Annotated in this window: 15 protein-coding genes and 2 pseudogenes; 3 read left to right on the top strand and 14 right to left on the bottom strand. The window is 65.0% G+C overall.

The genetic code is table 11. The features are described 5' to 3' along the window. Positions 1-13: 13 nt before the first annotated feature. From ACIRC0_RS27170 to ACIRC0_RS27145, 6 genes and pseudogenes are all read right to left on the bottom strand, one after another. The gene (locus ACIRC0_RS27170) at positions 14-259 is read right to left on the bottom strand and encodes a SpdD protein (RefSeq protein WP_403620615.1); all 246 of its coding nucleotides are present in this window, start codon (positions 257-259) and stop codon (positions 14-16) included. 25 nt (positions 260-284) lie between these two features. Beyond that, positions 285-479: a hypothetical protein gene (locus ACIRC0_RS27165; RefSeq protein ID WP_403620612.1), complete on the bottom strand. Its 195-nt coding sequence runs from the start codon at positions 477-479 to the stop codon at positions 285-287. Between the two features lie 12 nt (positions 480-491). After that, positions 492-683, bottom strand: a pseudogene (locus ACIRC0_RS27160) (mobile element transfer protein). An 11-nt stretch (positions 684-694) separates the two neighbouring features. Next, a complete protein-coding gene (locus tag ACIRC0_RS27155; protein ID WP_403620609.1) occupies positions 695-1321 on the bottom strand; it encodes a DUF2637 domain-containing protein in 627 nt (208 codons plus the stop codon). Positions 1322-1407: 86 nt separating this feature from the next. Further along, positions 1408-2784: an FtsK/SpoIIIE domain-containing protein gene (locus ACIRC0_RS27150; RefSeq protein ID WP_403620606.1), complete on the bottom strand. Its 1377-nt coding sequence runs from the start codon at positions 2782-2784 to the stop codon at positions 1408-1410. Then, positions 2784-3140, bottom strand: a complete 357-nt coding sequence (locus ACIRC0_RS27145; RefSeq protein WP_403620603.1) for a hypothetical protein — start codon at positions 3138-3140, stop codon at positions 2784-2786. Before ACIRC0_RS27145 ends, ACIRC0_RS27150 begins: the two co-directional genes overlap by 1 nt. 206 nt (positions 3141-3346) lie before the next feature. On the opposite strand from ACIRC0_RS27145, the gene ACIRC0_RS27140 reads away from it, so the two are divergent. Beyond that, positions 3347-3712, top strand: coding sequence for a hypothetical protein (locus ACIRC0_RS27140; protein WP_403620600.1), 366 nt, complete (start codon positions 3347-3349; stop codon positions 3710-3712). Between the two features lie 56 nt (positions 3713-3768). Here the strand turns inward: ACIRC0_RS27140 and ACIRC0_RS27135 are convergent, their stop codons facing one another. Further along, positions 3769-4557, bottom strand: a complete 789-nt coding sequence (locus ACIRC0_RS27135; RefSeq protein ID WP_403620597.1) for a GntR family transcriptional regulator — start codon at positions 4555-4557, stop codon at positions 3769-3771. 107 nt (positions 4558-4664) lie between these two features. Between ACIRC0_RS27135 and ACIRC0_RS27130 the strand changes: the two genes are divergently transcribed. Then, on the top strand, positions 4665-5072 hold the full coding sequence (locus tag ACIRC0_RS27130; RefSeq protein WP_403621126.1) for an NUDIX hydrolase: 408 nt from the start codon (positions 4665-4667) through the stop codon (positions 5070-5072). Between the two features lie 46 nt (positions 5073-5118). Then, positions 5119-5547 (top strand): ATP-binding protein, encoded by a 429-nt coding sequence (locus ACIRC0_RS27125; RefSeq protein WP_403621122.1) that lies wholly within the window; start codon positions 5119-5121, stop codon positions 5545-5547. A 104-nt stretch (positions 5548-5651) separates the two neighbouring features. Here ACIRC0_RS27125 and ACIRC0_RS27120 read toward each other — a convergent pair whose 3' ends face one another. The 7 genes and pseudogenes from ACIRC0_RS27120 to ACIRC0_RS27090 all read right to left on the bottom strand — a co-directional run bounded on the left by ACIRC0_RS27120 (position 5652) and on the right by ACIRC0_RS27090 (position 11357). After that, positions 5652-6548, bottom strand: a complete 897-nt coding sequence (locus tag ACIRC0_RS27120; RefSeq protein WP_403620594.1) for a hypothetical protein — start codon at positions 6546-6548, stop codon at positions 5652-5654. 234 nt (positions 6549-6782) lie between these two features. Beyond that, on the bottom strand, positions 6783-7943 hold the full coding sequence (locus ACIRC0_RS27115; RefSeq protein ID WP_403620591.1) for a hypothetical protein: 1161 nt from the start codon (positions 7941-7943) through the stop codon (positions 6783-6785). After that, positions 7919-8413 (bottom strand): DUF4365 domain-containing protein, encoded by a 495-nt coding sequence (locus ACIRC0_RS27110; RefSeq protein WP_403620588.1) that lies wholly within the window; start codon positions 8411-8413, stop codon positions 7919-7921. The genes ACIRC0_RS27115 and ACIRC0_RS27110 overlap by 25 nt, the downstream gene beginning before the upstream one ends. Before the next feature lie 328 nt (positions 8414-8741). After that, the gene (locus tag ACIRC0_RS27105) at positions 8742-9056 is read right to left on the bottom strand and encodes a hypothetical protein (protein WP_403620586.1); all 315 of its coding nucleotides are present in this window, start codon (positions 9054-9056) and stop codon (positions 8742-8744) included. A 162-nt stretch (positions 9057-9218) separates the two neighbouring features. Then, positions 9219-9677: pseudogene (locus ACIRC0_RS27100) on the bottom strand (hypothetical protein); the annotation flags it as partial. After that, the gene (locus ACIRC0_RS27095) at positions 9599-10765 is read right to left on the bottom strand and encodes an HTTM domain-containing protein (protein WP_403621119.1); all 1167 of its coding nucleotides are present in this window, start codon (positions 10763-10765) and stop codon (positions 9599-9601) included. The gene ACIRC0_RS27095 and the pseudogene ACIRC0_RS27100, both read right to left, overlap by 79 nt. Positions 10766-10826: 61 nt before the next feature. After that, positions 10827-11357, bottom strand: coding sequence for a DUF5819 family protein (locus ACIRC0_RS27090; RefSeq protein WP_403620583.1), 531 nt, complete (start codon positions 11355-11357; stop codon positions 10827-10829). Between the last annotated feature and the right edge of the window lie 508 nt (positions 11358-11865).

Raw genomic sequence — 11865 nt, 5'->3', positions numbered from 1 at the left:
GTGTCAGGCGCGTTCAGCGCCGGTGGTGGTCGCGGAGCATTGAGCGCAGGACCACGGCGGCTATGGCCACGGAGATGGCCGAGACGGCGACGGCGGCCAGGAGCGCGGTGAGGACCACGCCACCGACGACCACAGCCGCAACCGCACCGGTGCTGACGGAGACCGGCGGGAGCGACCGGCGTACGGGTGCCGGATCGGCCGGAGCGTGGGTGTATGCGGGTGGCGGGGTGGGGCTGTCCGGGTACTTGGGCAGGAACACGGCAGCGATCTCCTCATCTACTCGTCTAGTCGTGTGCGCCGTTTATGACGTCCACGCCGGAGCGGGTGCCGGATTCGATGGCCGGGGCCATGAAGGTGTGCGAGAGCCAGAAGCCGAAGAGCGCGATCACGACCACGACCCAGGTGCGGACGCCAAGGAACTTGACCGCTCCCCAGGCGAAGAGGCCGAGGACGAAGACGAGCGGCAGGCTGACGGTCAAGGGACGTTCCTTTCAGCACACGGGGCAGCGGTGGGTGCGGGCGGCCAGCTCGGCGGCGGCACGGCTGTCGTAGTCGGCGGAGAAGCCTCAGCGGGGTGCCGTACAGGCAGCGGTGTGCTTCTCACGGCCCCGGCCGTCGTACGAGGTGGCGACCTGGACGGGGCCGATGCGGATGACGTCGCGGAAGCGGCGGTTGGCGGTCACGGGATCTCCTTTCAGAGGCGGGCTGCGATGGCTTCGGCCATGGGTGCAGGGACGCCGAGCCGGGCACGCAAGGTGGGGGTGTCGATGGGGCTTCCGGTACGGGTGCGGTACTCGTCGGCGACCTTGCGGGCGTGCTCGACGAGGGCGGCCGGGACGGGGATGGCGGGACGCTCGGGCGGTGGCTCCACGGTGGCCTGATGGGCGGGAGGCACGGGTGCCGACTCGGGCGCGTCCTCCTGGTCCTCGATCTCCTCTGTGTCGGCAGTGGTAGTCGTCGGCGCCGAGTGAGCGAGGAGCGTTCCCCCGAGGAAGGCGACCGCGGGCCAGCCCGCGACGAGGATGCGCAGCCAGGCCGGTACCTGATGCATGTCGAGCAGTCCGGCCGTCGCGACGTTCGCGCCGAGAGAGACAGCGAGCGCGATGACGAACCAGCACCACCCTGCCGCTTTCGCGTCGCCGGACCGCAGTCGGCGCCAGGCGGCGACCAGGAGCAGGTCAACCGAGACGGGATAGGCCCACGCTTTCCAACCGTCCTGCCCGGCCGCCGAGGCGATGTCGTGCAGGTGGGCGAAGGACAGCGCTGCGGCGATGACCGCCTGGACGAGCACCGCGTCCACGCGGGCCAGTTGGGCGCGCACGATGCGGCTCCTTCCGGGTTCGGGCATGGGAGGGGTAGGGACGTGGCGCGAGGCGGTCACGCCGACCGAGGTGAGGGACGCGATGGTCAGTCGGTCACCGGGCGCGGCCGGACGACCGGAGGCGCCGCCTCAACCGGTCGTACGGGCACGTCGGGCCGGAACCCATTCAGGGAAGGCACATCGGGCGCCAGGTCTGCCGAGTCCCGGCAGATCTCGGCGGCGTCACCGAGCGAGAGGTACGGCGTGCGGATGCGGGACCAGCCGCCGGAGGTGTCGCCCGCCACGGCCAATCCGGGACGTTCGGGGGCGATGGCGCAGGCGGCCATGACCGCCTCGGGTGCGATGTCGCCGAGCGCCATCTTGGCCGACGCCTCATCGTTCACGCGGTGGCAGACGCGGCCGGTCAACTGGGCCCGGAGCATCGTTGCGCCCTTGCCCAGTTCGGCGCCGAAGCGCTGCCCGCACACCTCCAGGTAGATGCCGGCCGCACGGCCAAGCTGGGCAAGCCGGATGAGCTGGGTGACCATCTCGTCTCGCCGTTCCTCCTCCTTCTTCGTGGCGACGATGAACAGTTCGGCGACCTCGTCAACGAACAGCACGATCGGCACGGGGCGTTCGCTTTCAGGCAGGCCCCAGATGTCCGAGGTGATCTCCTCCTTCGGGGTGTCCGGCGCGATGCCCTGCCGAGCCCTGATCAGGTCATGTCGGTCCTCCATTTCCTTCACGAGCACGGGCAGCAGCTCGGCCGCCTGTTCCGGGTCCGTCGCCAGGGCGGAGAGCCGGCGCGCGAACGGCGCCAGTTCTACGCCTCTCTTGCAGTCGACGCCGACCAGGGCGACCGGTTGCCGGGCGAGTCCGGCGATCAGGTGCCGCAGGTACATGGACTTGCCCGACAGCGTGGCCCCGAGGGTCAGTTGGTGCGGGATGGTCCGGTAGTCGCGCACGAAGGGCGTGGCGTCTTCCCGCAGTGCCACCGGCACCTTGAGGAACGCTTCCTCGATCTTGCGGGGCATCCGGACCTTGCGCAGGACGTCGAAACCGACGAGCCGCAGTTCGACCACGCCAGGCTTGACCGTCGCAACGTAGACGGCGTGAACGCCCCAGGCATGCCGCAGCCGTTCAGCCGAGGCGGCGACGTCTGCCGGTTCCTGTCCCGGTGCGAGCCGCAGTCGAAGCCGCAACCCGGTCGACGTGGGCCGGATGATTCCCCGGCGTGGCGGAACGGGACGGACCTCACGACGGGTGGTGGCCTTGACCGCGAGGACCCGCAGCCGGGACGGAGCCACGGTCAGCCCGCAGGCCTCCATGACAGAGCCATACGAGCTGAGCAGCCGGACCGTGGATATCGGTAAGCCGATGGTGGACCAGTAGACGCCCGGGTGCCGGGCCCGAGCGTAGGCAGCCCCGCCGCCGAGCGCGGCGACAGGACCACCCACGTCCAGCAGTGTCGTCAGGTCGGTCATCAGGCAGCGGCCCCCGAGGCGGCCGGGAACGCGGCCGGGGTGACGGCGGCGGCCCGGAAGGCGATGCCGTGCCGCTGCTGCCCGTTGAACACCGACTCCCACGGCCGGGCCACGAGCCCGGGCAGCGAGACCGGAGCCCCGAGGGTCAGCCCCTCGGAGATGCCGCCCTCCGGGACGGTGACCTTGATCAGCGACGACTCGCCGTCCTCGATGTAGACGACGCCGATCGTCATCAGCGCCTCACCGCTGTTCGCGTCCTTGGCGATCTCGCCGGTCTGACGGTCGCGGACCTTGGGCTCCGGGGCCTCGGTCAGCAGGATCGTCGCGCCCGAGGTCTCCACACGGATGGTGCGCAAGGCACACTCCCGTCTATACGAGATGGGTCATGCGAACCCGATCTCCGGGATCGCGCGACCACCTTGCCACACAACTTGCCCACTCGTCTATACGAGTAAGCGTGTCGGGGTGTACGAGTTCGGAGATCAGCTCCACAGGCGAATCGAGATCGCCCGCCCGCCTGCCGAGAGAGGCGGCTGCCAGGCCCGTCCGGCACGATCTGCCCATGCTGATTGCGACGAACTCCCGAAGCCACGTGGTCAAGCGCCCCTCGAAGCCGGCTATTGGCACCATGCTCGCCAACCTGCAACGCGGGATGCACCTGGTTCTTGAGCGGCAAGACGAGGATCTTCAGGGCGACTGGTACATCCAGGTCCTGATGTGCCACAACAACACCTACCAGCTGGAATACCGCGATGGCGTCGCCGCAGAGCACTACCAGACGCAGACCATCTCGCAGGAGAAGGTCCTGAAGGCGCTCCTCGGCTGGGCGGCCGAAAAACCGGACTGGCGGGAAGGCTTCATGTGGAACAACGTCAGCTACATGTTCGAGCCGCTCACCTCTGACGCCACAGAACCACCCACCGCTTAGCGCCGCCGCAAGTCCGTCCGCACAGCACTGTCCCTGCAGACCGCTGCCGCCCACGATCACGTCGCCGGGAGCTGGTACGACAGGACGTAGGCGTCCGCCGCCATCACCGTGTCGCAGACCTCCACGGCCCGCCCCTCGGTGTCGTAGGCGGTCCGGATCAGGTGAATGACCGGCACGCCGGAGGCCAGCCGGAGCGTCTTCACCTCAGCAGGCGAGGGCATCCGGGCCCGAATCTCCTCCTCGAAGTGGTCGAGGCGGTGGCCCAGCTCCTCTAGGCGGGCGTAGATGCCGCCGGGGCCGGGGTTGGGCTCGGCGATCGGAGTCCCCCGGGCGATGTCGAGCGGCAAGTATGAGGTGGCGAACTCGACGGGCCGTCCGTCCAGCAGGTACCGGCGCCGCCGGGCGAGCACCCGACGCACGGATCCGAGTCGTGCGGAGACGTCCTGGCTGGCCTTCTCCTCCTTGACCTCGAGGCTGTCGACCTGGGGGTGGCTGCCGGCCGCGTTCGCTTCCACGATGAACGCGGACTTCCCCTGTTCCCTGTGCCGCCGGGCGAACCGGTCGGAGGCGAGCCGTCGCACAGGGGGGCGTGGTCGTACGAACACGCCCTTGCCATGCTCGGCGTGCACCAGGCCCTCGCCTTGGAGGATGGAGAAGGAGTTCCGGACCGTCATTCGGGAAACCCCGTAGTGGTCGACAAGATCGGCCTCGGAGGGCAGCTTGTCGCCCTCTTTGAACCGCCCGCGGTCGATGGCCTCGCGCAACTGGTCGGCGATCTGCCTGAAGACCGCACGATCGCTCGTGGGGTCGAGATCGCCGAGGAGGCCGGAAGGGAGAGGGCTCACGAGTACTCCTTTAGGTATCTAGACGAGTGGCTGAGTCTTGTTGCTACGGTGGAGAGCCTAGCCAGCCGAGAGGGCAGAGGAACGTGACCACTGACCGTCCGCACTCCGTGAGCGTTGCCGGAGTCGTCATCGACGACCAGGGCCGAGCCCTCTTGATCCAGCGCCGCGACAACGGCCACTGGGAGCCCCCGGGCGGGGTCCTCGAACGCGAGGAGACCATCCCCGAAGCTCTCCAGCGCGAAGTGCTCGAAGAGACCGGTATCAAGATCGCGCTTCCCGCGACCTTGACCGGCGTCTACAAGAACATGAAGGGCTTGATCGTCTCGCTGGTCTTCCGCTGCGAGGCCGCCGACGGCAGCCCCACCACTGGTGATGAGACCCGCGCACTGCGTTGGGTCAGCCGTGAAGAGGTCACCGAGCTTGCCGACGAGGCGTACGCGATCCGCGTCCTGGACGCGATGGACGCGGCGTCTCCGCCTGCCATACGCGCGCACGACGGCGTGAAACTCGTCTAGCCCGAACCCGCTGCACATGGCGGCCTATCAGCACGAAGGAACTCGTATGCACGAGTATACGAGTCAGATTCGGACTTGGGGACTCACTTGCCCAGGTTTTCCGGAAGAGGTCAGCCGGGCCCGCCGCTGGACGCGGGACATCCTGCGCGGCTCACCCCTGGCCGAGGACGCCGAGCTGATCGTCAGCGAGCTGAGCGCGAACGCGATCCTCCACACCGCCAGCGGCCATGCATCCGGCCGCTTCCACCTGGCGCTCGCTGTCTCACCGGAGGTAATCGCACTCTCGGTCACAGACGACGGCGGCACCGACTCCGCTCCGAAGGTCAAGCACCCCGGAGAGGACGCAGTGCACGGCCGAGGCTTACGGATGGTCAGCGCGATCGCCCACCGGGTCGTCGTCCACGACAGCCACGGCGGCTACACGGTCACCGCGGAACTGTTCACGCAGCCCAGCATGGGAGGACACCCGTGCTGACGTCACCGCCCGCTGTAGACGTACAGGCAGGCGGACAGGACGCCTCATACGAATGCTGGGCCGCCGCCTATCCCCTGCACGAGGTCCGCTCCATCCCGCTGGGATCACACGTCGCCGCAAGCCCCCGCCTGGCACTGCGCTGGCTCCGGGAGCGTACGAACCACATCGCGGACCAGCTCGACGCCGCATACGCCAGGCCAGGCCGCCACTGGCTTACCGACGAACCAGAGCACGAACGAGCGCTCGCGTACCTGGCCACAGGAACTCTTCGCCGGGTCGAAATCAAACCGCTGAGCATGTTCCTCAATGGCGGCACCAGACATACTGATGTGTGTTTGCAGTTCTGACTGCGCAAGGTGCATGCAGGAAAGACGCGCCGTACTGTCTGCTAGCTGAGAGGTAACACACTCCAGGGACCGGTCTGGGAGGTCACATCTCTCGATGCCGAAGGCACTGTGCGCGGTCCATAGCAACTGCTGGAGGCGGGAATATACTTCAGCAGTTGCGGCAAGTAGCTCCCATTCTGGAAGAGCCTTGTCAACCCAACGCCGTTTGAGAGTGACCGTACCTACAGGCGGCACTCCATTTCGATACAAAGACAGAAGTATCTCATGGGTCGTCATCCTCGGCGCGAAGGTGGCTGTCCCTTCCACCCTTCGAAGCCAGTCCCGAATCCAAACCACCTTGCAACTGCTCAGTAGTTCAAGATCTGATTCTTTGGTGATCCTGTTTCTGGACTTGACAACCCACTTCATGATTTCACTTTTTCCAGCAGATTGCTGAAACTGCGGATACCAGGTATCGAAATCCGGAATCGCCGCCTTCTGCTTTTGCAGAAGCCAAGTGACGTTCCTCAAGTTTGGCACGAGGGAATTCAAATTAAGCCTGAAGTCGTCTGGCTCGTAATACGACTCGTGCAGTACGTGCCACTGCATGTGGCAGTCCATCAGTCGCCTGTGAGCGTCGACCAACGGGCAGGGTTGAACGGGTTCCGCAGTCATGGGCGAAGTATAGGCTCATTTCGCCAGGGACCGCAGCTAATTTAACTTCTGCACGATTTCCGTCCAGGGTGATGCTGCTCGGCGAGATGCCACCTTTGGGAACGGCCGCAAGGGGAGAGGAGGTCTGAAAGCGGAGGTCTACCGGGCTTCTGCTAGCCGGCGTGGGAAGCGGTCGATCACACGCTCAAGTTCGGTACGGTTCAGCGGCCGAACGCAAGCGAGCGAACGATTTCGTCATGAAATAGGAAGAAGAATCTCGTCGATGGGCCGGAAGCCGACTGGATTCTCGACTACCAATCTCCTTCCAGTACCGTGATTCACCTCCCCATCCACGATGACCACCCGGCGAGCACGATGCCAAATTACGGCCTCTTGATAGGCCTCATAGGGAAGGCGAACCCGGATTTTTGATCGCCTCCCCCTTCGGACTGTTGAAATCGTAGCAAAGCCGAACGGGTCATCTCCCACGTGCCTCAACTCCACAATATTTCCTGAAAATGTCGATGTGGAATCGATGCGATGCTTTTTCAGCTTTTCTGCGGCCTCCTCAATCTTCTCCGAAGCATCTGATCCGATGGAAACTGCATTAGGCATGGTCTCTGGGGCAGGAACAGAAGAGGCCCACTCAAAACTCGTCTCGAACTCGCTAACCGAGGGTTCCGTTAGGATCTTGGCCAGCGCGGAGCAAAACTCCCTGCTGACGCCGCGTGCAACCACGGCATGCAGATCCCCCACACTGGGCGAGGACTCAGGTTCGACGATAATCTCTTTCACCGCCATAAGCGATTGCGCCAAAGTGCGGGTCACTCGACGCTCAAAAGGTTCCGGAGCTGCTTGAAATAGCTCAAGGTCGGCCGTTTGCGCAGACTCTCCAGGGATCTCCTGTGTATGCGAGAGAGGAACTAGGATGGGGATGATAAAAGAGCCTTCTTGGGTGTGATCCATGCGTGCACGTCGCAAGACTGCGTCGCCCTGCCGCGCATAGTTCCCTCCGATTTCGCCGCGCTCATTCCACGCGGTGGTGCCGACTGCCCTCAGCAACTTGCGAGCGGAGGCGATCACCGTAGATGCGGCTTCGAATGGGATCGTGTCGGTGATCGCATAGTCATTCGCGGCCCGCAGATACGTCACATCCATCAGGTGGTATCGAATACTCAGAGCCACGTCTTTTGGATTTCTCTGCTCTTGCCTAGCGATTCTTTCAACGATTCCGACAGCAATCGCCGGATCGTTTACAGCTGGTACGCCGATCATGACGCCATCACGAAGCCAGATCGTACCCGCCGACCCAGGAGCCTGACTTTCCCATCCTTCCGCTTGCAGGTAAGTGCGAATCTGAGAGACAGTGGGAATCCTGACACCGCGCGAACCTAGGGCATCGTTGGAATGAAGCATGATTTCACCTCCTTTTCCCACAATTCCAACGTTGCCGCTGTAAGTCGCTGCGTCTTTGGGACCATGATCTTGTCAGTAGGAGCCCCTGCGCCGTTTACGCGCACCCAAAAGGCAGCCGCTCTGTGGTTGGTTCCTGCATCGTGATGCTGAATCCAGTCCACGGGATCCTTATAGTCCAAAATCACTAGCACGAAATAGACGGGCACAGCCGACGTTGACCAGCTGTCCCGCCAGTGCAGCTCTGAGTCCCAAGTGGCGCTCTTCCCTGAGATTTTGAATTGTGAGCTACACTTGATCTGAACTCGCGCTGCTGCTATCGCGAATTCCAAGCTGCCGTCTACTGCGATGGCATCCTCATCCGGCGCCGTCTCGTTGAAGCCGACCGCAGCTTGGCTAAATATCGATTTCACATAGGCGACGCCGAATCTACCTTTAGCCGTGTTCGGATCCAGCGTGGCGATCGAATGCAAGTGCGTTGCCCCCTCCCCACCGTGCGGCTTCCCCATTCCGGCCCACGTCGCACACCTGCATGACTGTCCGCCCAGCCTTGGGTTCAACCTGCAACGAGATGGAAATCCTAGCCACGAAGTGACGACCTGTCACTACTCGTGACCTTCAGTTCGCCTTCAGGGTCAGCTCACGCAGCGAGCCGCGTGCCACAGCCGTGCCAGACGCAGGGGTCAACAGCGGTCAACGGGGGGTGGTTAGCGGCGGATCCGTGACCGCCAGCTCGGCGGCTAAGCCGCGGGTCACAGTCCAGCGCCCCGCCCTCTCTCCTAAAGTGGTTGTCCGGCGCGCTCACCGAGTCCACACCCGCTGGAACTCTTCGGCCGTGATGGCCTCCAGCGGATCCTCTTCAGGATCGATCGCTTGGTCTGTCAGGCCGCCGTGCTCATCTTCCAGGTGCTCCCAGCTGTACTGGTGGAGTTGGCCGGCCGAAGTCAGCTCGGCTTGCTTGATGACGACCAACTCGCCGCGGTCGGGTACGGCCTCGATGTACCACAAGCCGCCCTCCTCGTCAGCGTGGCGGAAGTGGTGCCGCACGGTGGCGTTCTCGTCGAGTGCTCGGAAGTACGCCACGCTCTCTGCCTTGATGCGCTCCAGGTCAACCACGGGACCATCGTGCCAGCGAGCACACGCGGTTGCGCCGTTCTGACATCCATGAGTGACATCAACGGCGCCGGACGCCAGCACTCCCAGGCGGTCTGGCATGGCCAGCATGGCTGGGTGGCTCCCCGGCAGTGCCGAGGAGTGATCGAACTCCTAATGCGGTGCTCATCTCGGTATGACGAGACGGAGCCAGTCGGCGAGCGCGGCGAAGTCGGTGTCCATGAGGCCCTTGGCCGGATCGACGCGATGGAGCAATGACGGCCCAGAATGACTGGCGTCGACCCACAGGCGGTCCATAGCGCTGATCTCGTCGTCGACCCAGATGAACGGTCGGCCGTTGGCCCACTCGACGAGGTGGTGGGTCTTCCAGTGCAAGCCGGGCGGGCCCTCGCCGGCGTAGGAGGCCGGCCACTCCACCACGGGCAGCCTCGGCAGCCCGATGCGTGGGGAGATGACCTCGTTCGCCTCCTCCATCCAGGTCGTAGCCCATACGAGATGACATCCCAGGGCGGTGAGGCGCGATCCGAGTTCAGGGTCGAGTCGCGTCAGCAATGGGTTTCCTTGATCGCCACACGTCGAGGCGTCGGCGGCAGTGTCCTGTGGGCGCCCGGACGACGACCCGAACGCCGGATCGCATCACACCCGGGTCGGATGCGGGTCGGCGTGAACCACCGAGAGGGTGCTGGGTCCACCCAACGGTGGCTGTCGGGGCCTGCCTTTCTGATGTCTGTCGTGCGCCGCCACAGCTGCCCGAGATACCGGTAGAAGCGGTCCGGAAGGAACACGGCGTCCGCAGTGATCATCGCGCCGGAGAAGAGCGGCAGTCCCAGAAACACCGCGATGCCCACGTGCATGACCAACAGCAGCGTCAAGACCGGGTACTTGAGCCTGCCGAACAGGACGAAGGGAAAGGCCACCTGCAACAGCACCGTCAAGTAGCAGGCGATGGCGATCAGTATGTCGTGTTCGTCCGCCATGAGGGAGAGCGCGGGCCAAGGCTGGAACAAGTCGAGGTTCAGGACGTAGTGAAGGGCGGTTCCGTTGCCCCAGAAGCCGCCCTGCACCTTGTACAACCCCGCGGATCCGTACAGGAAGCAGACTTGCGCGGCGATGACCAGCATGCCGCAGTTGTGCAGCACAGTGATCACTGTCAGGCGCGCGTCGCGAAGATGGCGTCGGAGCCCTTCTGGTGCCTGGTCCGGCGGAAGCCGGGCCGGCTTGTCGGCCGACGCTCGGAGCCGGGTCCTGCGCGCGTCGAGGGACCAGCGTCGGCCGCATGCGGTGAAGACGAGGTAAAGGGCCATGAGGAGGATGAGGTTGTCCCCTCCGTCCGTCATGAAGATCGCCCTAGCGTGGAACGACACCACTACGACTGCGAACAGCACGGACATCGCTCTGGTCCGCCAGCCCAGCATGAACAGTGCTGAGGTGACGACGGCTGCCGCGTAGCAGGCCTCGAAGTAGGCCCGGCTGTCGGACAGGGTGAGGATGCTGACCCACCCGGTCTGATCGAAGAGTTGCCTCGCCAGTGCCGGCGTCCACGGCGAACCGGGACCCCAGATCTCGTCGCGGTGCGGAAACTCGCGCAGCAGGAAGACGAGCTGGAGGAACCCGTACCCGATGCGCAGAACCGCCGCGGCGTACAGGGAGGTCGGCCGCTCCAACAGGAGAGTGAAGAGCGCACCGATGCCGTCGGGCATCGGCTGCGGCATGCGTGCACTCGGCTGCTCGGTGCCGCGTCGTGACGGGGTGGGTACCGCGACCGATGTCTGCTCAGCCCGTTGCATGGGGGACCACCTTCCACCAGGGCAGATAACGGGTGTCGGCGGGCTTCGGCGCGGCCACGCCGGGTCGGGGACCGCCCGCTGCGGCGGGCGCGGCGATGGGCAGGGTGATCACCCGCAGCTGGATGGATTCGAATGTGCCGTGGCGATGGGCGGCGACGCGATCCGCCGCGATGTTGCGCAGGTATTGCTGGATCATCAGAGCGCGCTGCGAGCGCGGCTGGTCGTCGCCGCCATGGGTATCGAGGTAGGAACTCCAAGCGCGACGCAGCATGTTCTGCGCCGTATGGCTCGGGAAGGCCTCGTGTTTCACCGCGGTTGTGTCGACGGCGGTCAGATCGAACCAGCCGCTGACTTGGACGGTGCCGTCCGGGGTGGTGTGCATGGTCCTTGCAGAAATCTGCCGGTTGACCGACTCCGGGTCCGGGGCGAAGAGTCGCCAGTCCTGCTCGAACCACGGGAAGACCCAGGCGTCGACCTGCCGACTGTACTGCCGGGAGACGGGATTCGGGGGTGCCACGTGCAGGAATACCAGGAGTACATGCACCAGGGCCGTCGCCAGACACAGGACAACGGCGACTCGCACCCCGACATTCAGGGCGACAGGCGGCTCTGATCTTCCTTGGAACGCAAGAGGGCTCCCGCCCCCGTTCTGTGCGGGCGGCACAGCGCCGGGCCGGTCCGATTCGCTGGCATCCGCTGATACAACGCCACCCCGCACCGCCCCATCCGGCCTTTCCGTCCCGACTTCCGTCACCTGCTTCTCCTGAGCTTTTCGCCGGCGGCGTGCGACGGAAATCGATGACGATCCGCGCCGCACGCCGCCTGTCCTGCTCACACACATGGGCGGCTCCCTGCGAGCACTCATCCGGGCGGAGGGGCGCACCGCGTGATTCAGCTATGACTTCGCGAACCCGTCGGCTACTTGCCGTGGCTCGTCTTGTGCTTGCCGGGCTTCTTGCCGTGGCTCGTCTTGTGCTTGCCGGGCTTCTTGCCGTGGCTCGTCTTGTGCTTGCCGGGCTTCTTAC

The sequence above is a fragment of the Streptomyces sp. NPDC093984 genome (genome assembly GCF_044764595.1).
In the GTDB taxonomy this organism is placed as follows: Bacteria; Actinomycetota; Actinomycetes; order Streptomycetales; family Streptomycetaceae; genus Streptomyces; species Streptomyces cynarae.
Note: the sequence above shows the minus strand (reverse complement) of the source record. Positions and strands in the feature narration are given on the sequence as shown.

Coding starts and splice junctions, on each gene's coding strand:
- ACIRC0_RS27095 (WP_403621119.1), bottom strand. CDS start 10,765: ATGCCGCAGCCGATGCCCGACGGCATCGGTGCGCTCTTCACTCTCCTG.
- ACIRC0_RS27150 (WP_403620606.1), bottom strand. CDS start 2,784: ATGACCGACCTGACGACACTGCTGGACGTGGGTGGTCCTGTCGCCGCG.
- ACIRC0_RS27140 (WP_403620600.1), top strand. CDS start 3,347: ATGCTGATTGCGACGAACTCCCGAAGCCACGTGGTCAAGCGCCCCTCG.
- ACIRC0_RS27120 (WP_403620594.1), bottom strand. CDS start 6,548: ATGACTGCGGAACCCGTTCAACCCTGCCCGTTGGTCGACGCTCACAGG.
- ACIRC0_RS27115 (WP_403620591.1), bottom strand. CDS start 7,943: ATGCTTCATTCCAACGATGCCCTAGGTTCGCGCGGTGTCAGGATTCCC.
- ACIRC0_RS27125 (WP_403621122.1), top strand. CDS start 5,119: ATGCACGAGTATACGAGTCAGATTCGGACTTGGGGACTCACTTGCCCA.